Origin of the sequence: Nonomuraea sp. NPDC005730 (genome assembly GCF_040630865.1) — a bacterium.
Taxonomy (GTDB): domain Bacteria; phylum Actinomycetota; class Actinomycetes; order Streptosporangiales; family Streptosporangiaceae; genus Nonomuraea.
Genome location: NZ_JBEXYK010000028.1, coordinates 18,954 through 39,414, shown reverse-complemented (window position 1 = coordinate 39,414; position 20,461 = coordinate 18,954). Strand labels below are relative to the sequence as shown.

The window sequence follows — 20,461 nt, the reverse complement described above, 5'->3', positions numbered from 1 at the left end:
CGGCGGGACGCGGGCGGGGTGACATGACGACGATCAGGGTCCTGCTGGCCGACGACCAGGAGCTGATCCGGCAGGGGCTGCGCAAGATGCTGGAGATCGAGGACGGCATCGAGGTGGCCGGCGAGGCCGCCGACGGCGAGCAGGCGCTACGCGTGGCCGCGCGGTGCCGGCCGGACGTGGCGCTGGTGGACGCGAGAATGCCCGGGATGGACGGCGTCGAGCTCATCCGCCGGCTGTCGGCCGGGCATCTCGGCGTGGCCGCGATCGTGCTCAGCACCTTCGACGAGGACGACTACATCTTCGGCGCCCTGCGCGGCGGGGCCGTCGGCTACCTGCTCAAGGACTGCACGCCGGAGGAACTGGTCGACGCCATCCGCCGGGCCGGCCGCGGGGAGACGGTGCTCGCCTCACCCGTCGCCGCACGTCTGGTGACCGAGCTACGGCGCACCCCTGCCGCGCCCAGGGCACTGCCTCACCAGGAGCGCCTGTCGATCAGGGAGTCAGAGGTCGCCAAGCTGATCGCCACAGGGGCCACGAACCGGGAGATCGCGGCGCGGCTGCTCATCACCGAGGGCACGGCGAAGAACCACGTCTCAAGCCTGCTACGCAAGTACGGCATCCCCGACCGCACCCGCCTCGCCCTCCACCTGAAGGACAGCGGACACCCGCCCAAGGACACCGGGCCCACCGACCACACCACCACCTGATCGACCACCTCGGCCCCGGCCCCCGGCCCCCGGCCCCGCCCCCGAAGGGCCTTACGGGCGGGGCCGCCGAGCTCCCGCGCGCACCGCCAACGACAGTCCGCACGTTCCTCACCCCGGAGATGGGCCCGTGCGCGGGGATGGGTCGGGAGCTTGGGGGCGGCTTGGGGGCGAGGTCGGGTTGGGGGCGATGTGGGTGCAGGGTGCGGCGGTGCTGTGGTGCTTGGTTTGGGGGCGTGGGTGGAAGGAGGTGTCGGGGGTGAGGGGGTTGTTCGGTGCGGGGTTATGGCGGGGTGTCTGGACGGCGGGGATGGTGGCGGGGTGTGGGCTACTTGACGGGCGTACAGTGGCGTAATAGAACACGTTTCAGTACGAATAAACCAAGCGCTTGATCAAGAGGTGACCGCGCGTGCATATCGACCTCGTCGACAGGGACCGTTACGCGACTTCCGGCCCACCCCACGAACAGCTCGCCTGGCTCCGCGCCAACTCCCCCGTCCACCGGCACGACGGCGAGCCCGGGTTCTGGGCGGTCACCCGCTACGAGGACGTCGTGCACGTCTCCCGCCACTCCGATCTGTTCTCCTCGGCCAAGAAGCTCGCCCTCTTCGACGAGATGCCCGAGGACCAGATCGCCCTCCAGCGGCTGATGATGCTCAACCAGGACCCGCCCGAGCACACCAGGCGGCGCTCCCTGGTCAACCGGGGCTTCACACCCCGGACGATCGGCGCCCTCGAACAGCACATCCGCGACATCTGCGACGACCTGCTCGACAAGTGCTCCGGCGAGGTGGACTTCGTCACCGAGATCTCCGCCCCCCTCCCCCTGTACGTGATCTGCGAGCTGCTCGGCGCTCCCGCGACCGACCGCGACAAGTTGTTCTCCTGGTCGAACCGCATGATCGGCGCCCAGGACCCCGACTACGCGGCGACACCCGAGGAGGGCTCCGGCGCAGCCATGGAGGTGTACGCCTACGCCAACGAGCTCGCGGCGCAGCGCAGAGCCGCCCCCAAGGACGACATCATCACCAAGCTCCTCCAGCCCGACGACAAGGGCGAAACCCTCGGCGAGGACGAGTTCGACCTGTTCGTCCTGCTGCTGATCGTCGCGGGCAACGAGACCACCCGCAACGCGGCCTCCGGCGGCATGCTCGCCCTCTTCGACCACCCCGACCAGTGGGACCGCCTGGTGGCCGACCCCACGCTGGCCAGGACGGCGGCCGACGAGATCGTCCGGTGGGTCTCGCCGGTCAACCTGTTCCGGCGCACGTCCATGGCGGACCAGGTGCTCGGCGGGCAGCCCATCAAGGACGGCGACAAGGTCGTGGTCTTCTACTCCTCCGCCAACCGGGACGCCTCCGTCTTCCCGGACCCGGAGGTCTTCGACATCGGACGCACCCCCAACACGCACATCGGCTTCGGCGGCGGCGGCGCGCACTTCTGCCTCGGCAACCACCTCGCCAAGCTGGAACTGCGCGTCCTGTTCGAGCAGCTGGCCAGGCGCCGGCCGCGCATCCGCCAGGCCGGCCCGGCCCGCCGCCTGCGCTCGAACTTCATCAACGGCATCAAGGAGCTCCCGGTCACGATCGCCTGACCCCGCCGAACCCCTCCCAGGCACCGGGGACGCCCTCACGAGAACCGCCGGTGCCGGGGATGGCGAGCGGTTCCGCGGCGGGCCGCGCGGATCTGGCGCAGGACGCGGACCGTGCCCTCCGGGCCGGGTTGCCAGCCGCGCTCGATCAACGCGTCGGCGACGTGCCGGAGGAGGCCGGCGATCTGGCCGGGGATGACGTCACGGCGTACGGCGATCACGCGCCAGCCCAGCCGCCGCAGCTCCTCGCGGCGGACGGCGTCGCGCCGCCGGTCCGCCGGCGAGGTGTGGTGCTCCTGGCCGTCGTACTCGACCCCCACCTGGTACGGCTCCCACCCCAGGTCGAGGTAGGCGCGCCGGCCGCCGCCAAGGGCACGGCGAGCTGCGTGGCGGGCCTGGGCAGGCCGCCGTCGACGAGGACGACCCGCAGCCAGCTCTCCCGGGGCGAGGCGGCGCCCCCGTCGGCCAGGCTCAGCGTGTCGCGCAGCCGCCAGGAGTTGAGCGGACGACGCCACAACGCCTCCATGTCGACGCCCCGCCGCGCGAACTGGTCGAGCGCCGCCACCGCCTCCGGACGCGGCAACGACCGGGCGCAGTCGAGGGCCGTGCGCGCCATGGTGGTGAGCCGGACGCCCCGGTGGTCGGTGACGTCGTCGGCGGGCGGTTCGCCCACGTACGTGACGCAGCCGGGGATCGCCAGGTGGGCGGGGGCGATCACCTCCACCGGCCAGTCGGCGTCGGGGACGGAGAGCACGCTCAGGCCCCAGACGTGTGCGGCCGTCTGCCGGCAGACGACGGCCTGCCGGCAGGACCGGGTGATGCGCTCGGCGCGGCCGAGCAACGAGAGTGCGGCGTTCACGGGGTCCAGCGTGACGGCCTCACCCCGACCCCCGCAGAGCCGAACGCCGTTCTGTGGACAATCCCTCCGACTGCTCACTCGACGGTCCGCCGCGTCACCGCGCAGGCTGATCACTTCAGCCGACGGGCCGTCATCGCGGGGGCTGGTCGGTCCGGCCGGCAGGCGGCCGGCTCGGCGTCGGTCAGCTGTTCGCCCGCTTCGGCGATCACGTTCTCGCCGTCATCAGGCTGCCTTCACGAAGTGGTGGACGGTCACCCATGCTTCGCCGCGGGCCCGGATCGCCTTCTCGGGGAGGCCGCCGCCGGTCAGGAGGCCAATGCGCGCAGGGCGGGCAGGACGTCCTCGGCCAGGCGTTCGGCCTGGGCGCGCGGGTCGGGGCCGAGGGGCGTGAAGTTCATCGACGTGAACCCCAGGTCCACGAACGCCGCCAGGCGGTCGGTCACCTCAGCCACCGAACCGGCGACCACGCCGTCGCCCACACCGTCACCCACGCCGTCACCCACACCGTCACCCACGCCGTCACCCTCGGAGGGGGCGCCGATGCGGAAGGTGACGTTGTAGACGCACTCGACGGCGCGACCGACCGACAGGATCCGGTCCCTCATGGCCGCCGCCCGCTCCGGCGGCGCGAAGCCCAGGGACGGGATCCAGCCGTCCGCCAGCCGGCCGGTGGCGTCGAGGGCGCGCGGCCCGTACGTGCCCAGCCAGATCGGGATGGGGCTGAGGGGCTTGGGCTCGATGGTGGCCCGATCGGTGCGGTAGCGGGAGCCTTCGTAAGTGAAGTCCGACTCGGACCAGAGGCCGCGGATGACGTGGACGGCCTCGACCATGCCGTCCACCTTCTCGCGGGGCGTCGGCACCCCGAGCCCGAACGCGCGGAACTCCTCGTCGGAGTAGCCGCCCCCGAGGCCGAGGATCAGCCGGCCGCCGGAGAGCCGGTGCAGCGTCTCGGCCATCTTGGCGACCATCGCGGGCGGCCGGTACGGCACTCCCAGCACCCGCGTCGCCACCCTGATCCGCGAGGTGGCGGCGGCCACCCAGGTCAGCATCGTCCACAGCTCGTACGTGGGCTCGCCGCCGCACGGGTGATCCGAGGCCGAGACGAAGTCGAAGCCCAGCTCCTCGGCCGCGCGGGCGTCGCCCACGGGATCGGCCCCCGGCGCCGCCGACGTCGATATGCCCAGTCCGAACACGACCCGCCTCCTCCGCATTGGTTTACATGTAAACCTAGAGCGGAGGTCGGTTACACGTCAACTAAACTCCCGGGCCATGGAGCCCAACTGGCTGGACGACGCCGAGTTCCGGGCCTGGATCGGCTATCGCAGGATGCGCCTGCTGCTGGACGCCCAGGTCAACCGCGACCTCGCGAGCGATTCGGGGCTGTCGGCGCCCGACTACGACGTCCTGTCCGCGCTGACCTCCACGCCCGGCCACCGGTGGCGGCTCACCGCGCTGGCCGACCGCATGCTCTGGTCGAAGAGCCGCCTCTCCCGGCACATCTCGCGGATGGAGCAGCGCGGGCTGGTCACCCGGGAGGGGTTCGAGGGGGACGCGCGCGGGGCCGTGGTCGTGCTGACCGACGGAGGGTTGCGGGCCATCCAGGAGGCGGCGCCCGCCCATGTGGCGTCCGTGCGCAGGCACTTCATCGACCTGCTCTCGCGGGAGCAGATCGAGGTGCTCGCCACGATCGCCGAGACCGTCCTGGACCACCTGCCGGACGGCGAGCAGGACAGACCAGGGTGACCCGGCGCGGTCAGGCCTCGACCCACATCGGACGCCAGTCCGGCACCTCGTGGTAACGCCGCAGCTCCGCCACCCCGGACAGCATCCCGCCCCAGGCCGCGTACGGCGGGCGCTCGGCGTCGAAGCCGCTCTGCACGAGCGTCAGCCGCGTCCGGCCGGCGGACCCGGCGAGCTCCCAGGAGCTCACCCCCGGGCCGCCCCAGTCGACGGAGAACCGGCGCTCCGGCTCCAGCTCCAGCACCTTGGCCGGCGACGGGTCGTTCGCGAACCCGCCCATGGCGAACCGGCCGCCGACGTACGGCTCGATCTCGATCGGCATCCCGAACCACTTGGTCACCGTCCCGGAGTCGACCAGCGACTCGAAGACCTGGGCGGGCGCCGCGTCGATGGTGACCTCGGCGCGCAGCTCGCGCGCGGTGAAGTCGGCGCGCGGCGTGAGCGGGCGGCCCTCGACGTGCTCGGCCAGGCTGGCCAGCACCTGGAACCAGTACGTCTGCAGCACGCCCCGGATGCTGGCGCCGGTGACGACGTCCTGGAAGTCGAAGTGCGACTGCGACACCGAGACGATCGTCGCCGACTCGCCGTCCTCCTCGACCGCGAGTTCGGCGGTCGTCTCGACGCCGTCCAGCAGCCAGGCGAACCGCACGCCGCGCTCGTCGGCCGACAGGACCCGCTGGTGCGGCGCGTCGCCCTCCGGCGTCGTACGCCCCCAGAACTCGAACCGGTCCGGCAGGTCCACCTCGGCGTGCTCGGCCAGCCAGACCCGCGCCTCGGCCGGATCGGTGATCGCGTGCCACACCTCCTTGACCGGCGCCTGAACGCGGACCTTTGCGATCATCGGCTCACTCATGCTCTTCTCCCTTGGGGTAACAGGCGACGGCGAGCTTGAAGGCGTCACCCTCAGCGCCGCCGTAACGAGTGAAAAGCTCCTGCAGCATGCCCTGCAGGTCGTTCAGGAACTCCTGGCGGCTCTCCGGACGTACGTGGATCTCTCCGGACAGGCCGATGGACGGCAACTCGGGCGCGTCCCGGTCGAGCGCGGCGATGTCGGCCTGGACCTCCTCCATGAGGTCGAGCAGGTAGCCCAGGCTCAGCTCGTCGCGCGCCTTGCGCAGCCCGATCCGCCCGACCAGCCGCGGCGACAACCAGTACGACCGGGCGCCGGCCTGGTAGATGCCCTCGTGGACGCCGCGCACCTTGCGCTCGGACACCAGCTCCACGAGACCGGCCTCGACCAGCCGCTTGACGTGGTAGTAGACCCGCTGCGGCGTCTGCCCGAGACGTTCGGCGACCTCCGAGCACGTACGCGGCTCGGCCAGTTGCCTCAGCACCTCGACCCGTTGCGGCTTGAGCAGCGCCTCGGCCTGCTCGATCTGTTCCAGATACAGGACATCTCTCATCGCAAAAACAATCTTTTACGTAAAAATCCTCTTTGTCAATGGGACAGACCACGAGCAGCCGTGAGCAGCAAAAAAGGCCCGCACCGGATCGGGCGGGCCAGAGGGTGCCGAACCGGCTCTAGGGCCAGGAGCTGTCCTGGTCGGGGTCGCCGCCGGCGGACAGCAGGCGCAGGTCGCTCTCGACCATCATCGCGACCAGCTCGTCGAACGACACCCGCGGCTCCCACCCCAGCTGCGCCCGCGCCTTCTTCGGGTCGGCGCACAGCAGGTCCACCTCCGCCGGGCGGTGCAGCGCCTGGTCGACCACCACGTGCCGCTCCCAGTCCAGCCCGGCGGCCGTGAAGGCGGCCTCCACCAGCTCCCGCACCGACTTCATCCGCCCGGTGCCGATCACGTAGTCCTCGGGGTTGGCGGCCTGGAGCATCAGGTGCATCGCCTTGACGTAGTCGCCCGCGTAGCCCCAGTCGCGGCGCGCCTCCAGGTTGCCCAGCCGCAGCTCCGTGGCCAGGCCGAGCTTGATCCGGGCCACCCCGAGGGTGACCTTCCTGGTCACGAACTCCGCGCCGCGCCGCGGCGACTCGTGGTTGAACAGGATCCCCGACACCGCGAACATCCCGTACGACTCGCGGTAGTTCTGCGCGAGGAAGTGCCCGTACGCCTTGGCCACCCCGTACGGCGAGCGCGGGTGGAAGGCCGTGCGCTCGTTCTGCGGGGTCTCGGTGACCTGCCCGAACATCTCCGAGGACGAGGCCTGGTAGAAGCGGATCTGCCCCGGGGACGACGATCCCCCGCCCCGCGACACGCCCGAACACACCCGGATCGCCTCAAGCATCCGCAGGACGCCCATCCCGGTCACTTCGGCGGTCAGCTCGGCCTGCTCCCACGACATGGGCACGAACGAGATCGCCCCCAGGTTGTACACCTCGTCCGGCTGAACGCGTTCCACCGCGGAGATCAGCGACCCCTGGTCCAGCAGGTCGCCCCGGACCACCTGGACGTCGGCCAGCAGCTTGCGCATGCGCGAGACGCGCGGGTTGGCCTGCCCGCGGGCCAGCCCCCACACCTCGTACCCCTGGTCGAGCAGGTGCTCGGCCAAGTAGGAACCGTCCTGGCCGGTGATGCCGGTGATCAGAGCGCGCCTGGCCAAGGGGTCCTCCAACTATCACGTAGGTACGGTGGCCCGCACCGCGTCCCTTTGGGACGGGAATGTACAGCTAAGCGCCTGGACGCAGCACCAAAGCCAACTAGAACCTGTTCCACCGAACCACGCTCGGTTACCTTAATGTCGCAGTTCGCACGGCCTGTGGAGACTGTTGTGAACAATTCCAGGTGACCTACCGAATGGTAGCCTTCTCGGACTAAGGTCATCTTTCACGGTACACGCCCGCCTCTTGGGGCCTTACCGCAGAAAACATGGGCCTACCGGCGGAGAAAGGGGTGTCCGTGAGCGAGGCGCTGCGGATCGCGCTGCTGTCCTATCGCAGCAAGCCCACCTGCGGCGGGCAGGGCGTCTACCTCCGGCACCTGAGCCGTGAACTGGTCGCGCTCGGCCACCACGTCGAGGTGTTCTCCGGTCCGCCCTACCCCGAGCTGGACGAGGGCGTCGTCCTGCGCGAGGTGCCCAGCCTCGACCTCTACCGGGACGAGGACCCGTTCAGGACCCCGAAGCTGGCCGAGTACCGCGACTGGATCGACCTCCTGGAGGTCGGCACCATGTGGACGGCCGGCTTCCCCGAGCCGCTCACCTTCACCCTGCGCGCCTACCGCGAGCTGAAGAAGCGCGTCGGCGACTTCGACGTCGTCCAGGACAACCAGACCCTGGGCTACGGCCTGCTCGGCATCCAGAAGCTGTTCCCCGTGGTCGGGACGATCCACCACCCGATCAGCGTCGACCGGCGGATCGAGCTGGAGGCCGCCACGGGCTACAAGAAGCTCACCATGCGCCGCTGGTACGGGTTCGTGAAGATGCAGTCCCGCGTCGCCCCCCGGCTCAGCCCGATCCTCACCGTCAGCGAGTCGTCGCTGGCCGACATCCACCGGGACTTCAACGTCCCGCAGGCCAACATGCGGCTGATCCCGCTCGGCGTGGACACCCGCTACTTCCACCCGCGCCCGGACAAGCCCCGCCGCAAGGGCTCGATCGTCGCGGTGGCCAGCGCGGACTCGCCGATGAAGGGCGTGGCCACGCTGCTGCGCGCGGTCGCCAAGCTCGCCACCGAACGCGACGTGAACCTGACCGTGGTCAGCAAGCCCACCCCCGGCGGCCCGACCGAGCGGCTCGTCCAGGAGCTGTCGCTGCAGGACCGGGTGCGCTTCGTCCACGGCATCTCCGACGACGAGCTGGGCGAGCTGATCGCCACCTCGGAGATCTCCGTGGTCCCCTCGCTGTACGAGGGCTTCTCGCTGCCCGCCGTCGAGCACATGGCCTGCGCCACACCCCTGGTGGCCAGCCGTACGGGCGCGCTGCCCGAGGTCGTGGGCGACGCGGCCGTCCAGGTCCCGCCGGGCGACGCCGAGGAGCTGGCGGCCGTGCTGCGCCGCCTGCACGACTCCCCCGAGGAGCGCGAGCGGGTGGGCAAGGCCGGCTACGACCGGGTCATGGAGCGCTACACCTGGCACGTCGTCGCCAAGCGGACGGTCGAGGCGTACCGCGAGGCGATGGCGGCGCACAAGGGCCGCCGCTGACCCCCGAACGAAAAGCCCCAAGAGCTGATCAAGGAGAAGCGACAAAGTGCTGACCGTGGACTTCGACCGGCTCCCCGTGGGCCCCGGCGTGCGCGTGCTCGACCTGGGCTGCGGCGGCGGCAGGCACGCCTTCGAGGTGCTGCGCCAGGGCGCCGACGTCGTCGCCTTCGACATGGACCAGGCCGAGCTGGACAACGTGGCGGCCATGTTCGTGGCGATGGACAAGGCGGGCGAGGTGCCGCTGGGCGCGACCGGCGACACCGTCCAGGGCACGGCGCTGGACATGCCGTTCGAGGACGGCGGCTTCGACCGCGTCATCGCGGCCGAGGTGCTGGAGCACATCCCCGACGACATGACCGCCATGCGGGAGATCTTCCGCGTGCTCAAGCCGGGCGGCACCGCGGCGATCACCGTGCCGAGCTTCCTGCCCGAGCGCATCTGCTGGGCCCTGGACGAGGACTACCACACCGCCCCCGGCGGCCACGTGCGGATCTACACGCTGGCCGAGCTGTCGGCCAAGCTCAAGTCCGTCGGCTTCGAGATCGGCCCGCACCACCACGCCCACGGCCTGCACGCGCCCTACTGGTGGATCAAGTGCGCGGTGGGCGTCAACAACGACGACCACCCGGTCGCCAAGGCGTACCACGAGCTGCTGGTGTGGGACATCATGAAGCGCCCGGCCGCCACCAGGATCGCCGAGGCGCTGCTCAACCCGCTCATCGGCAAGAGCGTGGTCCTCTACGTCAAGAAGCCATGATCTCCCGCGAGGAGGTCGTCCGCACGGCCCTCAGCATCGCGGCCATCCAGCAGGACGACGGCGGCGTGCCCTGGCCCGAGGGGCACGTGGACGCGTGGAACCACGTCGAGTGCCTGATGGGCATGTGCGTGGCCGGGCTGTCCGAGCCGGTGCGGCGCGGCTGGGAGTGGCTGGCCCGCCACCAGCGCCCCGACGGCTCCTGGCCGATGAAGCTGCTGGACGGCGTGGCCACCGAGGCGGGCGGCGAGTCCAACCACGCCGCCTACGTCGCCGCCGGCGTCTGGCACCACCATCTCGTCACCGGCGACCGCGAGCACGCCGAGCGCCACTGGCCCATGGTCAAGGCCGCGCTCGACTACGTGGTGGGCCTGCAGAGCGAGCGGGGCGAGATCGTCTGGGAGCGGGACGCCCACGGCCGGGCGGCGGCGTACGCGCTGCTGACCGGCTGCTCCTCGATCCACCAGGGCCTGCGCTGCGGCGTGCTGCTCGCCGACCACCTGGGCGACCCGCAGCCGCACTGGGAGCTGGCCGCCGACCGGCTGGCCCACGTGTTGTCGGCGCACCCGGAGGCGTTCGCCGACAAGAGCCGGTTCTCGATGGACTGGTACTACCCGGTGCTGGGCGGCGCGGTGCGCGGGCGGCAGGCGTTCGAGCTGCTGGAGCGCGAGTGGTCCACGTTCGTGGTGCCGGGGCTCGGCATCCGGTGCGTGTCCGACCAGCCGTGGGTGACCGGGGCCGAGACGTGCGAGCTGGTGCTGGCCCTGGACGCCATGGGCGACCGTGCGCGGGCCGCCGCGCTCTTCGCCGACGTGCAGCACCTGCGGCACGAGGACGGCTCGTACTGGACCGGCTGGCAGTTCGTCAACCGCAAGCACTTCCCGCACGAGCGCTCCGGCTACACCGCGGCCGCGGCCATCCTCGCCGCGGACGCGTTGCAGCGCCTGTCCCCCGGTTCCGGGCTGTTCCGCGACATCGCGGGCACGTCGGTGTCCGATCCGGAGGCGTGCGGGTGCGTGGAGCGTCAGTCCTTCAGGCCGGCGCCCCCGGGCTGACCCGGAGAGCAACCCGGCGGCGGGTCATCCGAAGACCTGCGCGCAGCGCCGCTCGTACGCCCGCCGCCAGCTCAGCCTGTACAGCACCCGCAGCGGCAGCGGCGCGGTCGCGAAGATGTGGGCGCGCTGCTCCTCGTCGGCCGCGTCGAGGGTCCAGGCGGCGACCATGGGCAGCTCGCGCCCATGGCTCCTGCTGACCGCCTTGCCCGCCTCCTCCCACCACCCGGGGCTGACGTGCGCGCGGATCAGCGGGACGATCCGCGACTCCTCCAGGTCGAGGTGGGCGTTGAGCAGCGTGTGCAGCGCGCGCAGGTCGGCGGCCTGCTCGGCGGGCGGGCGGCGGGGGCCGGTGAGCCGCTCGATCACCTCGTCCATCTCCTGGTGGTCGGACTCCAGCCGGTCCAGGACCTCGGTGGCCTCCGGGGCCAGCGAGCGCAGCAGGGGCCAGATGTTGGCGTCCTCGTCGGAGTGGTGGTGGTGCAGCGCGCGAAGCTGCATCGCGGTGTGCTCGTCGATGAGCGCCCTGCGGCTCCCGTCGCCGGGCGGGCAGCGGTCGAGCGCGTCGGCCAGGCGGCCGAAGTCGCGGCGCAGCGCGCGGTGGAAGGCCAGGAACAGCACGAGGTCGGGGCCGTTGCGGATGGTGTCTGTGGTCATGCCCCCACGATCGGCCCCACCTCTTCAGGGCGACTCAACGCGTACTTGAGACGCGCTCCGCCCACCACGCCAGCCCGGCTCCCGCACAGCGCGCGGCGGCCCGGTCGAAGTGGGCGCGGCGGGCGTCCCGGTCCTCGGCCAGCAGGCCGAGGAAGTAGCCGACCGGCCCGGTGGGGAAGGTGGCCTGCCCGATCGCCAGGCGGTCCTCGTACGGCAGCAGCCGCCGGTAGATCTGCCGGCATCCCGCCGCGTCGCCCATCGCCCGCCTGGCCAGGCCGGTGTAGCAGAGCGCGGGCAGCTCGCCGAAGTCGCGCGGCATCTCGTGCCAGGGTTCCCGCATGACCGGCGGCTCCCCGGCGTACACCGCGGACAGGACGCGGACGAGCTGCCGGTGCCCCGGGAACGGCGAGAACCGCTCGAGCAGGTCCTCCTCGACCCGCCGCCCGGCGAACAGGTCCACGGCCACCAGCACCGAGGCCAGCGCCGACTGCGTGTGCCACAGGTTCAGCCGCTCCCCCGCCTCGGCCGCCGTGGTGTACGCCTCCTCCGCCCCCGCCACGTCGCCCGCGACGAGCCGCCGCGAGCCGAGGTAGAGCAGGTGCTGGAAGCGCGGCCAGGGCAGGTCGAGCCGTTCGATCAGCAGGCCGGCCCGGTGCGCGGCCTCGTCCGCGCCGCGCACGTCGTACAGCTCCAGGCGGGTGCGTTCCTGGATGAGCCGGCCGAGCAGTTCGAAACCGGGCAGGCCGAGGCCGGTCAGCTCGATGGCGATGCCGTCCAGCTCGTGCATGCGTTCGGGGAGCTGGATCCCCTGGTAGCGGGCGTTCAGGGTGATCGCCAGCAGCCGCCGTCCGGCGCCGTTCGCGGTGAGCCTGCGGGCCATCGCCAGGGCCTCGGCGGTGGCGGTGTCGCAGCGCGGGTCCGCCGAACCGTCGTAGCGTTCCATGCCCAGGCAGCCCAGCAGGCGGCAGCGCAGCTCGGAGTCGCCTTCCGGAAGCCGGTCGAGGGTGGTCTCGATGCGCTCGACCACGTCCAGCTCCACGTCGCCGTAGGTGTGGAACTTCCACAGGCCGGGGGCTTCCAGGCTGGTCAGCGCGCGGGCGGCGAGCTCGGGATCGCCGGTCCTGTCGGCGGCGCGCACGGCGTGGCCGCGCGTCTCGTGGGCGCCGTAGCCGTCCCCGGCGTCGAGCTGGGCCCGTACCAGGCTGAGCAGCAGCTCCACGTGGTGGACCGGGTCGGCGCCGGGCAGCCGTCCGTGGGTCTCGGCGGCCCGCCGCCACCAGGTCACGGCGTCGTCGTACGCGTGCCGCCCGGACGCCTGCCTGGCCGCCGCCGTGGCCCACCGTACGGCGTCGGCGGCTGCCGCCGGGCCCGCGGCCAGGGCGTGCGCGGCCAGCGCGGTCAGGTCGGCGGCCGGACGGCGTTCGAGCGCCCTGAGCACGGCCAGGTGCAGCTCGGTCCTGCGGCCGGCGGGCAGGTCGGCGTAGCACGTCTCCCTGACCAGGTCGTGGGCGAAGGCGTGCTCCTCGCCCAGCAACCGCAGCCCGACGGCCGCCGCCACCGCCTCCTCGACCAGCCGCACGCCGCCGCCCGCAGCCGGTTCGCCGGCCCGGGGGGTGCGGCCGGCCGTGTCCAGGGCCTCGGCCAGCAGCAGGGGGTCGGTGGCCCCGCCCGCCACCGCCGCCACCTCCAGCACCGCCCGGTAGGGCGCGGGCAGCCGCCGCGACCGCTGCCGCAGCACGTCGGCGAGCCCTTCGGGAACCACGCTGAGCGCCCGCGGCAGCCCTTCGTCGGCGGCCAGGCGCAGGGTCTCGCGGACGAACAGCGGGTTGCCCTTGGTCCGCTCGGCCAGCGCGCCGGCGTGGGCGGCGTCCAGGCCGGACAGCTCGGCCACGGCCGCGGCGTCGAGTCCGGCCAGCGGCAGCCGCAGCGCGCCGGCGCGGGCGACCATGGCGAGCGCGTCGTACATGGCGCCCGTGCCCTCGCCCGAGCGCACGGTGATGAGCACGGCGACCCGGCCGTGCTGGAGCCGGGCGAGGTCGGCGAGCAGGCCGAGCGAGGCCGCGTCGGCCCACTGCAGGTCGTCGAGCAGCACGAGCAGCGGCCGGTCGGCCGCCAGCGCGGCGAGGTAGCCGACCACCGCGCGGTGCAGCCGGAACCTGGCCTCGCCCGCCTCGGCGTGCTCCTCGGGCGCGGCGTCGTCGAGCAGCCGCCCGAGCGCGCCGGACGCGGCGGCCTCGGGCGGCACGCGGGCGGCCAGGTCGCGGACGATCTGCTGCCACGGCCACAGCGGTGGCGCGCCCGACATCTCATGACAGTGTCCCCAGGCCACGAGCCAGCCGTCCGCCTCGCGCCCGCGCGCGAACTCCTCGGCCAGCCACGTCTTCCCGATGCCCGGCTCCCCGGACAACACCGCCAGCCGGGTCCGGCCGCCCGCCACGTCGGCGGCCAGCAGCGCCAGCCGGGCGAGCTGGCCGGACCGTCCCACCACCACCCGGTCCTGCTCCGCCGTCCGGACCGGCCGCGTCAGCTCCACGACCGGGCGGGTGACCACCTCGCCCAGGGCGGCGTCCTGCGTGAGGATCATCGACTCCAGCCGCTGGATCCCGTGGCCGGGGTCGAGTCCCAGCTCCTCGGCCAGGTGGCGGCGGGCGGCGCGCAGGGCGTCCAGGGCGTCGGCCTGGCGGCCGAGCCGGTACAGGGCGCGGGCCAGGGCCTCCCACAGGCTCTCGCGCAGCGGATGCGCCCTGGCCAGCGACTCCAGCTCGGCCACGGCCGCCGGGTCGGGCCCGGCCGTGGCCAGGCGCTGCTCGCGCACGTCCAGGCACGCCTGTTCCAGGCGGTCGATCTCCGGCCGCAGCCACGGCACGTCCGCGAACTCCTCGTACGGCGTGCCGTGCCACAGCCGCAGGGCCTCGTCGTAGGCGCCCCGGCCGGCCAGGCGGGTGAACTCGGCGGCGTCCAGCCAGTGGGCGCCCAGGGCGTACCCTGGCGGCCGGTTGACCAGGACGGCCGAGGGGGCGCGCGGCGCACGTCCGGGTTCGAGCAGGCGGCGCAGGTTCGAGACGTAGCTGTGGAGCGTTCCCGTCGCGCGGGGCGGCGGGTCGCCGTCGTACAGGCTCTCCAGGAGCGCGTCGACCGAGACGGTGGCGCCCCTGGCGACGATGAGGCGGGCCAGCAGCAGCCGTGGCCGCGGCCCGCCGACGTCGATCGGGAGGTCGTCGAGGGCGGCCGAGAAGGGGCCGAGAACGCGGAACATCACCGCCATGCGGGGATTCTCGCACGATCACCGGAAATTGCCCCCGTGCCGGAAATATCAGCTTCCGAACACCTCAGGGGCCGCGTGCCGCAACCGGTCCAGGCTGTCGCGGGCCAGCTCCAGGTCGCGGCTCGTCGCTGTCCACGACCCGCCTCATCGGGTCGGTCTGCGGCCAGCCGTGGGCGAACACGCCCCGGATGCCGCTCTCCTGCAGCGCCTCCACGGCGGCGTCGGCGTGCTCGGGGGTGTTCTGGATGTGGGCCCAGTCCACGAGCGTGGTGATGCCGGCGTCCAGGGCGGCCGGCGCGCCGGGCCTCCTGGTCCGTTCGGGAACGTCCGTAGTTCTCGCACGTCCCGCTTGTGGCCCACTGGGAGGCGGGTTTGAGCCGGGGCCAAGGGACGCAAGGGCTTTTGCGGGTTCTTTGCCGGGGACATCCGGTGCGCCGCCGGTGAACGGCGCAATGGGGTTACTAGCTTCGTGTCTGGCCGTAGGAGGCGTCTTCGGGGGAAGCGTGGGCGACACGGGCACAACAGCGTTCTTGGACCAGGTCAGGATCGAGCCGACACTGTCCCCGGCGAGGGGGCTGCGGAGGTTTCTGGCCAAGGATCCTTCGGAGTCCGATCTGGGCCTGCGCAGGTTCCGGCTGCGCCCCGGGACTCCCCGGACAGTCTTCACGGATTCCGAGAAGTCGTACGTGTTCGGCTTCAACGCGGTGATGTCGCGGGAAGTCGAGAAGATCGAAGACCTCTCACCTGAGCAGCGGCCTTTCGGCCACGAGGGCGCGGCGGCCGCCTGCACCGTGCTCGACCTGCTCACCCTGACCCGGGGCCGGCGCCTTCACGAGCTACTGGCCGGCCCCGCCCAGCATCACCGCCACGCCGCGTACGTCGGCGCCGGACGCGGCTACGCGCTGCTGCGGCTGCGTCCGGTCTGGGGCGCGCGGCGGGCGCACCCGCTGATGCGCTGGCTGGCCGTGGACGGGTTCGGCTTCCAGTGGAGCCTGTCGCGCGCCGACCGCATGGTGGGCCGCAGGAGCATGCCCGACCTGCTCACCCGCGCCCACTGCGCGGTCTTCGACCAGGGCCTCGGCCGGCTGCTGTGGTACCACGACTGCGCCTCGCCGGACGACGTCGGCGCGCGCATCGCGGGCTTCCCGGCGAGCCGGCGGGCCGACCTGTGGAGCGGCGTGGGGTTCGCGGCCACGTACACGGGCGGCGCCGACAGCGACGAGCTGTGGTGGCTGACCGAGCACGCCGGCGCCGACGGATTCCGCGCCCACCTGGCCCAGGGCTGCGCCTTCGCGGTCACGGCGCGGCTGCGGTCGGGGGCGCTGCCGGACCACGCGCGGCTGGCCGTGCCGATCCTGGCCGACGCCGCGCCCGACGAGGCGGCCGCCTGGACCGACCAGGCGCTGCTGGCCCTCGGCCATGACGCCCACACCCACGAGGACTTCCAGCGCTGGCAGGCCCACACCCGCCGGTCGTGGAACCGCCGCCACCGGCGCTAGACGCCCTGGCCGACGCGTTCGAGCACGCGCAGCGAGCCCTCGGCCGACACCTCGCGGAAGGCGCCCGACTCAAGGGCCCGCAGGTAGACCCCGTACGGGGCCTGCCCGCCGTCGGCCGGGTCGGGATAGATGTCGTGGAAGACCAGCGCGCCGCCCTCCATGACGTGCGGCGCCCAGCCCTCGTAGTCGCGGGTCACCGGCTCCTCGGAGTGGCCGCCGTCGATGAAGAGCATGCCGAGCGGCGTGTTCCACAACGCGGCCACCCGGTCGGACCGCCCGACGACGGCGATCACCTCGTCCTCCAGCCCGGCGGCGGCGATGGCGGCGCGGAAGAAGGGCAGGGAGTCCATCCGCCCGAAGCGCGGGTCCATCAGGGCCGGGTCGTGGTGGGCCCAGCCGGGCTGGATCTCCTCCGAGCCCCGGTGGTGGTCGACGGTGACGACCACCGAGCCGGTGTGCCTGGCCGCCGCGCCGAGGTAGATCGCCGACTTGCCGCAGTAGGTGCCGATCTCGCAGAGCGGCCCCAGGCCGCCGTACCGGCAGGCCGCCTCGAACAGGGCCAGCCCTTCCTTCGGCGGCATGAATCCCTTGGCGTGCTCCGCTGCTTGCAGCAGCTCCGGCGGCATCGTCATAGGCATGCACCCTAGCCGAACCGAATAACATTCCAGGGACCTCTTGCCGTGCTTCTTTGCAACCTGTTCTACTTGGCACGTGAATCAGCGCGCTCGTATCGCGATGTCCGACGACGAGGTCACAGCGTTCCTGGAGGGTTCGCGCAAGGTCCAGCTCGCGACCATCAACCCCGACGGGACACCGCACCTGGTGACCATGTTCTACGGGCTGGACGAGGGCCGCATCGCCTTCTGGACGTACGGCAAGGCGCAGAAGGCACGCAACCTGGCCCGCGACCCGCGGGTGAGCTGCCTGATCGAGGCGGGCGACGACTACGACCAGCTCCGCGGCGTCCTCGTGTACGGCGTCGCCGAGCAGGTGGACGACCGGGACCGGGTGCTCGACATCGGCATGATGATCGCGCGCAGGATGACGCCGGGCGTGCCGGACGACCTGCTGACCCCCTATGTCGAGCAGACCGGCAGAAAGCGAATCGCCTACGTCGTCGAGTGCACCAAAGTGGTCTCATGGGATCACCGGAGGCTCACATGAAGGTCAAGGTCGATGAACTGGTCTGCGAGGCCAATGCCGTGTGCATGGGGCTCGCGCCCGAGGTCTTCGAGGTGGACGACGACGACCAGCTGCACATCCTGCTCCCCGAACCACCCCCCGAGATGCAGGACCGCGTCCGCAGCGCGGTCAGGTCCTGCCCGAAAGCCGCCCTGTCGCTAGAGGACTAGCCGTAGCCGGAGGAGGAACCCCATGCGCGCCGCGATCCTGCACGCCGTAGGCAACGACAAGCTGGACATCCGCGACGACATCACCCTGGCCCCCGTCGGGCCGACCGATGTCCGCGTACGGATCAGAGCCACGGGCGTGTGCCACTCGGACCTGTCGGCCATGTCCGGCGTGCTTCCGCAGCCGGTGCCGCTGATCCCGGGCCACGAGGGCGCGGGCGAGGTGGTCGAGGTGGGCGAGCACGTCACGTCGGTCGCGCCGGGCGACCACGTCGTGATCAGCTGGCGCCCGGCCTGCCAGTCCTGCGACCTGTGCGTGGGCGGGCAGCCGTACATGTGCATGAAGTACGTCATCGAGTCCTTCAGCAAGGGCAACTTCCGCTTCGGCGGCGACAACGCGACGGCGTTCGGCATGGCGGGCTGCGGCACCTGGGCCGAGGAGGTCATCGTCCCCTGGCAGGGCGCGATCAAGATCGACGACGACGTGTCGTGGGAGGCGGCGGCCCTGATCGGCTGCGGCATCACGACCGGCGTGGGGGCCGCGATCAACACCGCCAAGGTGCGTCCCGGCTCCACGGTCGTGGTGATCGGCTGCGGCGGCGTCGGCCTGTCGGTCATCCAGGGCGCCCGCGTCTCCGGCGCCAGGACGATCCTCGCCGTCGACCCGCTGGAGTCCAAGCACGCCCTGGCCAAGAAGGTCGGCGCGACGCACGCGGTCACGCCCGAGCAGGTCCCCGAGGCCCTGAACGAGCTGACCGGCGGCAGCGGCTTCGACTACGGCTTCGAGGTCGTCGGCAAGTCGGCGACCATCCAGAGCGCCTGGCAGCTCACGCGGGCGGGCGGCGACGTCATCGTGGTGGGCGCCGGCGCGCTGGACGACATGGTCTCCATCTCCGCCTTCAGCCTGCTGTTCGAGGGCAAGAAGCTGCTGTCCAGCCTGTACGGCGAGGCCGACGTGCGGCACGACTTCCCCTACTTCGCCAAGCTCCACAAGGCGGGACAGCTCGACCTGGAATCCCTGATCAGCGCCCGCATCCGGCTCGGCGACCTGAACGACGCCGTCGCGGCCCTGCGCGGCGGCGAGGTGCTCCGCCAGATCGTCATCATGGACTGACCCGGCCCGTGGCCGGAGAACGGGCCCTGTTCTCCGGCCCTGTTCTCCGGCCCTGCGGCAGGTCGGGCAGCGATCGGCCACACCGGTCGCCCACCCATTGCTAAGGAAAGTTTCCTAATGGATACTCCGGGTTGAGTGCCCACACCCCCCCAAGGAGTATCCATGCTTCGTCGCGGCCTCGCCCTGCTCTCCATCGCCTCCGCCGGCCTGCTCGCCCTCGCCGCGCCCGCCCACGCGGCCGTCGTGGACGTGACCTTCGGGCCCCTCTCGATCGGCGACTACTGTCACGCCAAGGTCAGCTCGTCCTCGTGGATCGGCTTCTACGAGTCCGGCGGCCTGCGCTGCTACACCGGCGGCCCCGGCCCGATGACCTACGCGGGCTCCGGTGACCCGTACCTGGCCTGCAAGTTCCTCACCACGGACGTGGTGATGTCCGCGCTGCGCGGCACGTCCGACGCCCTGGTCTGCCGCGTCGTGCGCTGACCGCCCTCCGGCGCGGCACGGGACGGACCGTCCCGTGCCGCCCCCGGTGTCAGGAGGGCAGGAGCCGGTCGAGTGGGGTGCCGGGGTCGGCGAGCCGGGCCCGGTCCACGGGCTTGCGGGACCGGATGAGGGCCTGGGTGTGGTCGGTGACGTCCCAGACGTTGACGTTCATCGCGGCCAGCACCCTGTCCTCCTCGTCCAGCCAGAAGGCGATGAACTCCCGGGTGTCCAGGTCGCCGCGCACCACGACGTCGGGCGTGCGGCCGGGCGGGACGTGGCCGACGTACTCCATGCCCAGGTCGTACTGGTCGGTAAAGAAGTAGGGCAGGTTGTCGTAGTCGCCGGCCCGGCCGAGCATCGCGCGGGCGGCGGTGGCGGGCTGGTTGAGCGCGTTGGCCCAGTGCTCGACCCGGACGTGGTGGCCCAGCAGCGGGTGGTAGGCGTTGGCGATGTCGCCGGCCGCGAAGATGTCGGGGTCGGAGGTGCGCAGGTCGGCCCCGACCTTGACGCCGTCCTCGACGGTCAGCCCGGCGGCCCGCGCGAGGTCGGTGTCCGGTTCGGCGCCGACGCCGGCCACGACGACGTCCGCCTCGACGTGGGCGCCGTCGTCGAGCAGGACCCCGGAATCGGTGATCTCGGCGGGGCGGGCGTCGAAGAGGAAGTTCACGCCGTGCTCGCGGTGCAGCGCGGTGAACACCTGGGCGACGTGCGGCCCCAGCACGCGCAGCAGCGGCGCGGACGCCGTCTCGATCACGGTGACCTCGGCCCCCGCGGCGCGGGCGGCGGCGGCCACCTCCAGGCCGATCCAGCCGGCCCCGAGGATCGCGACGCGGCCGGCGCCGGCCAGGGTGGCGCGCAGGCGTTCGCTGTCGTCGACGGTACGCAGGTACAGCACGTCGGGCCGGTCGGCCCCGGGAATGCCGGGACGGCGCGGCCGGGAGCCGGTGGCCAGCAGCAGCCGGTCGTAGCCGAGCTGCTCGCCGTCGCCGAGGGTGACCCGGTGGCCGGCCGGGTCGATGCCGGTGACCTCGACGCCCAGCCGCAGCTCGACGTCGTGCTCGGCATACCAGGAACGGTCGTGGACGAAGATCTTGTCGCGTTCGCCGGCGCCCTGGAGGTAGTCCTTGGACAGCGGCGGCCGCTCGTACGGCAGGTGCGTCTCCCTGCCGACCAGCACGAGCCGGCCGTCGAAGCCCTCGCCGCGCAGGGCCTCTGCGGCCTTGGCGGCGGCGAGGCCGCCGCCGGCGATCACGATGGTCGCGGGTGCAGGCATGGTCGGATCTCCTCTTCCTGTTCCTGGACGAAC

The 20,461-nt window shown here is 72.2% G+C and carries 22 protein-coding genes; 11 read left to right on the top strand and 11 right to left on the bottom strand.

Annotated elements, in window-relative coordinates:
- Positions 1 to 23 precede the first annotated feature (23 nt).
- Together ABZ444_RS28130 and ABZ444_RS28125 are read left to right on the top strand one after the other, a co-directional pair.
- Positions 24 to 707: a response regulator transcription factor gene (locus ABZ444_RS28130; RefSeq protein WP_358002932.1), complete on the top strand. Its 684-nt coding sequence runs from the start codon at positions 24 to 26 to the stop codon at positions 705 to 707.
- A 406-nt stretch (positions 708 to 1,113) separates the two neighbouring features.
- Positions 1,114 to 2,298 (top strand): cytochrome P450, encoded by a 1,185-nt coding sequence (locus ABZ444_RS28125; RefSeq protein WP_358002929.1) that lies wholly within the window; start codon positions 1,114 to 1,116, stop codon positions 2,296 to 2,298.
- Positions 2,299 to 2,333: 35 nt separating this feature from the next.
- Here the strand turns inward: ABZ444_RS28125 and ABZ444_RS28120 are convergent, their stop codons facing one another.
- The 3 genes from ABZ444_RS28120 to ABZ444_RS28110 form a co-directional block, all read right to left on the bottom strand.
- Complete coding sequence (locus ABZ444_RS28120; protein ID WP_358002926.1) at positions 2,334 to 2,516, bottom strand: hypothetical protein; 183 nt, start codon at positions 2,514 to 2,516, stop codon at positions 2,334 to 2,336.
- The gene (locus tag ABZ444_RS28115) at positions 2,513 to 3,154 is read right to left on the bottom strand and encodes a hypothetical protein (RefSeq protein WP_358002923.1); all 642 of its coding nucleotides are present in this window, start codon (positions 3,152 to 3,154) and stop codon (positions 2,513 to 2,515) included. The genes ABZ444_RS28120 and ABZ444_RS28115 overlap by 4 nt, the downstream gene beginning before the upstream one ends.
- 305 nt (positions 3,155 to 3,459) lie before the next feature.
- Entirely contained in the window at positions 3,460 to 4,347 is an 888-nt protein-coding gene (locus tag ABZ444_RS28110) for an LLM class flavin-dependent oxidoreductase (protein ID WP_358002920.1), read from the bottom strand.
- A gap of 76 nt (positions 4,348 to 4,423) precedes the next feature.
- On the opposite strand from ABZ444_RS28110, the gene ABZ444_RS28105 reads away from it, so the two are divergent.
- Complete coding sequence (locus ABZ444_RS28105; protein ID WP_358002917.1) at positions 4,424 to 4,897, top strand: MarR family winged helix-turn-helix transcriptional regulator; 474 nt, start codon at positions 4,424 to 4,426, stop codon at positions 4,895 to 4,897.
- Between the two features lie 10 nt (positions 4,898 to 4,907).
- On the opposite strand, the gene ABZ444_RS28100 is transcribed toward ABZ444_RS28105, so the two are convergent.
- The 3 genes from ABZ444_RS28100 to ABZ444_RS28090 all read right to left on the bottom strand — a co-directional run bounded on the left by ABZ444_RS28100 (position 4,908) and on the right by ABZ444_RS28090 (position 7,444).
- Positions 4,908 to 5,747 (bottom strand): SRPBCC family protein, encoded by an 840-nt coding sequence (locus ABZ444_RS28100; protein ID WP_358002913.1) that lies wholly within the window; start codon positions 5,745 to 5,747, stop codon positions 4,908 to 4,910.
- On the bottom strand, positions 5,740 to 6,297 hold the full coding sequence (locus tag ABZ444_RS28095) for a helix-turn-helix domain-containing protein (RefSeq protein ID WP_358002910.1): 558 nt from the start codon (positions 6,295 to 6,297) through the stop codon (positions 5,740 to 5,742). The genes ABZ444_RS28100 and ABZ444_RS28095 overlap by 8 nt, the downstream gene beginning before the upstream one ends.
- Before the next feature lie 118 nt (positions 6,298 to 6,415).
- Entirely contained in the window at positions 6,416 to 7,444 is a 1,029-nt protein-coding gene (locus ABZ444_RS28090) for a GDP-mannose 4,6-dehydratase (RefSeq protein ID WP_358002907.1), read from the bottom strand.
- A 266-nt stretch (positions 7,445 to 7,710) separates the two neighbouring features.
- On the opposite strand from ABZ444_RS28090, the gene ABZ444_RS28085 reads away from it, so the two are divergent.
- The 3 genes from ABZ444_RS28085 to ABZ444_RS28075 are packed head-to-tail and all read left to right on the top strand — an operon-like array spanning position 7,711 to position 10,791.
- Complete coding sequence (locus ABZ444_RS28085) at positions 7,711 to 8,982, top strand: glycosyltransferase family 4 protein (RefSeq protein ID WP_357973480.1); 1,272 nt, start codon at positions 7,711 to 7,713, stop codon at positions 8,980 to 8,982.
- Positions 8,983 to 9,028: 46 nt separating this feature from the next.
- A complete protein-coding gene (locus ABZ444_RS28080; protein ID WP_357973483.1) occupies positions 9,029 to 9,739 on the top strand; it encodes a methyltransferase domain-containing protein in 711 nt (236 codons plus the stop codon).
- The gene (locus tag ABZ444_RS28075; protein WP_358002904.1) at positions 9,736 to 10,791 is read left to right on the top strand and encodes a prenyltransferase; all 1,056 of its coding nucleotides are present in this window, start codon (positions 9,736 to 9,738) and stop codon (positions 10,789 to 10,791) included. Before ABZ444_RS28080 ends, ABZ444_RS28075 begins: the two co-directional genes overlap by 4 nt.
- 24 nt (positions 10,792 to 10,815) lie before the next feature.
- On the opposite strand, the gene ABZ444_RS28070 is transcribed toward ABZ444_RS28075, so the two are convergent.
- From ABZ444_RS28070 to ABZ444_RS28060, 3 genes are all read right to left on the bottom strand, one after another.
- Positions 10,816 to 11,445, bottom strand: coding sequence for a hemerythrin domain-containing protein (locus ABZ444_RS28070; RefSeq protein WP_358002901.1), 630 nt, complete (start codon positions 11,443 to 11,445; stop codon positions 10,816 to 10,818).
- Positions 11,446 to 11,479: 34 nt separating this feature from the next.
- Entirely contained in the window at positions 11,480 to 14,710 is a 3,231-nt protein-coding gene (locus ABZ444_RS28065; RefSeq protein ID WP_358002899.1) for a BTAD domain-containing putative transcriptional regulator, read from the bottom strand.
- Positions 14,711 to 14,774: 64 nt separating this feature from the next.
- Positions 14,775 to 14,972, bottom strand: coding sequence for a hypothetical protein (locus tag ABZ444_RS28060; RefSeq protein WP_358003092.1), 198 nt, complete (start codon positions 14,970 to 14,972; stop codon positions 14,775 to 14,777).
- On the opposite strand from ABZ444_RS28060, the gene ABZ444_RS28055 reads away from it, so the two are divergent.
- Positions 14,899 to 16,209, top strand: coding sequence for a DUF1702 family protein (locus ABZ444_RS28055; RefSeq protein ID WP_358002897.1), 1,311 nt, complete (start codon positions 14,899 to 14,901; stop codon positions 16,207 to 16,209). The genes ABZ444_RS28060 and ABZ444_RS28055 overlap by 74 nt on opposite strands.
- Here ABZ444_RS28055 and ABZ444_RS28050 read toward each other — a convergent pair.
- Positions 16,206 to 16,835: a class I SAM-dependent methyltransferase gene (locus ABZ444_RS28050; protein WP_358003087.1), complete on the bottom strand. Its 630-nt coding sequence runs from the start codon at positions 16,833 to 16,835 to the stop codon at positions 16,206 to 16,208. The genes ABZ444_RS28055 and ABZ444_RS28050 overlap by 4 nt on opposite strands.
- An 85-nt stretch (positions 16,836 to 16,920) precedes the next feature.
- Here ABZ444_RS28050 and ABZ444_RS28045 point away from each other — a divergent pair, with 85 nt between their 5' ends.
- The 4 genes from ABZ444_RS28045 to ABZ444_RS28030 all read left to right on the top strand — a co-directional run bounded on the left by ABZ444_RS28045 (position 16,921) and on the right by ABZ444_RS28030 (position 19,155).
- A complete protein-coding gene (locus ABZ444_RS28045; RefSeq protein ID WP_358002894.1) occupies positions 16,921 to 17,373 on the top strand; it encodes a pyridoxamine 5'-phosphate oxidase family protein in 453 nt (150 codons plus the stop codon).
- Positions 17,370 to 17,561 (top strand): ferredoxin, encoded by a 192-nt coding sequence (locus tag ABZ444_RS28040; RefSeq protein ID WP_352324009.1) that lies wholly within the window; start codon positions 17,370 to 17,372, stop codon positions 17,559 to 17,561. Before ABZ444_RS28045 ends, ABZ444_RS28040 begins: the two co-directional genes overlap by 4 nt.
- A 22-nt stretch (positions 17,562 to 17,583) precedes the next feature.
- Positions 17,584 to 18,672 carry a Zn-dependent alcohol dehydrogenase gene (locus ABZ444_RS28035; protein WP_358002891.1) on the top strand — a complete coding sequence of 363 codons (1,089 nt, stop codon included), beginning with the start codon at positions 17,584 to 17,586 and terminating at the stop codon, positions 18,670 to 18,672.
- A 162-nt stretch (positions 18,673 to 18,834) separates the two neighbouring features.
- Positions 18,835 to 19,155, top strand: a complete 321-nt coding sequence (locus ABZ444_RS28030) for a hypothetical protein (RefSeq protein ID WP_357984902.1) — start codon at positions 18,835 to 18,837, stop codon at positions 19,153 to 19,155.
- 49 nt (positions 19,156 to 19,204) lie between these two features.
- Here ABZ444_RS28030 and ABZ444_RS28025 read toward each other — a convergent pair whose 3' ends face one another.
- Positions 19,205 to 20,428, bottom strand: a complete 1,224-nt coding sequence (locus ABZ444_RS28025; protein ID WP_358002888.1) for an FAD-dependent oxidoreductase — start codon at positions 20,426 to 20,428, stop codon at positions 19,205 to 19,207.
- Positions 20,429 to 20,461: the final 33 nt, after the last annotated feature.

Excerpts from the sequence above, each read along its gene's own strand:
- ABZ444_RS28130 (WP_358002932.1), top strand. The coding sequence starts at position 24 with ATGACGACGATCAGGGTCCTGCTGGCCGACGACCAGGAGCTGATCCGG.
- ABZ444_RS28105 (WP_358002917.1), top strand. The coding sequence starts at position 4,424 with ATGGAGCCCAACTGGCTGGACGACGCCGAGTTCCGGGCCTGGATCGGC.
- ABZ444_RS28100 (WP_358002913.1), bottom strand. The coding sequence starts at position 5,747 with ATGAGTGAGCCGATGATCGCAAAGGTCCGCGTTCAGGCGCCGGTCAAG.
- ABZ444_RS28095 (WP_358002910.1), bottom strand. The coding sequence starts at position 6,297 with ATGAGAGATGTCCTGTATCTGGAACAGATCGAGCAGGCCGAGGCGCTG.
- ABZ444_RS28085 (WP_357973480.1), top strand. The coding sequence starts at position 7,711 with ATGGGCCTACCGGCGGAGAAAGGGGTGTCCGTGAGCGAGGCGCTGCGG.
- ABZ444_RS28075 (WP_358002904.1), top strand. The coding sequence starts at position 9,736 with ATGATCTCCCGCGAGGAGGTCGTCCGCACGGCCCTCAGCATCGCGGCC.
- ABZ444_RS28070 (WP_358002901.1), bottom strand. The coding sequence starts at position 11,445 with ATGACCACAGACACCATCCGCAACGGCCCCGACCTCGTGCTGTTCCTG.
- ABZ444_RS28065 (WP_358002899.1), bottom strand. The coding sequence starts at position 14,710 with ATGGCGGTGATGTTCCGCGTTCTCGGCCCCTTCTCGGCCGCCCTCGAC.
- ABZ444_RS28055 (WP_358002897.1), top strand. The coding sequence starts at position 14,899 with ATGCCGCTCTCCTGCAGCGCCTCCACGGCGGCGTCGGCGTGCTCGGGG.
- ABZ444_RS28050 (WP_358003087.1), bottom strand. The coding sequence starts at position 16,835 with ATGCCGCCGGAGCTGCTGCAAGCAGCGGAGCACGCCAAGGGATTCATG.
- ABZ444_RS28040 (WP_352324009.1), top strand. The coding sequence starts at position 17,370 with ATGAAGGTCAAGGTCGATGAACTGGTCTGCGAGGCCAATGCCGTGTGC.
- ABZ444_RS28035 (WP_358002891.1), top strand. The coding sequence starts at position 17,584 with ATGCGCGCCGCGATCCTGCACGCCGTAGGCAACGACAAGCTGGACATC.
- ABZ444_RS28030 (WP_357984902.1), top strand. The coding sequence starts at position 18,835 with ATGCTTCGTCGCGGCCTCGCCCTGCTCTCCATCGCCTCCGCCGGCCTG.
- ABZ444_RS28025 (WP_358002888.1), bottom strand. The coding sequence starts at position 20,428 with ATGCCTGCACCCGCGACCATCGTGATCGCCGGCGGCGGCCTCGCCGCC.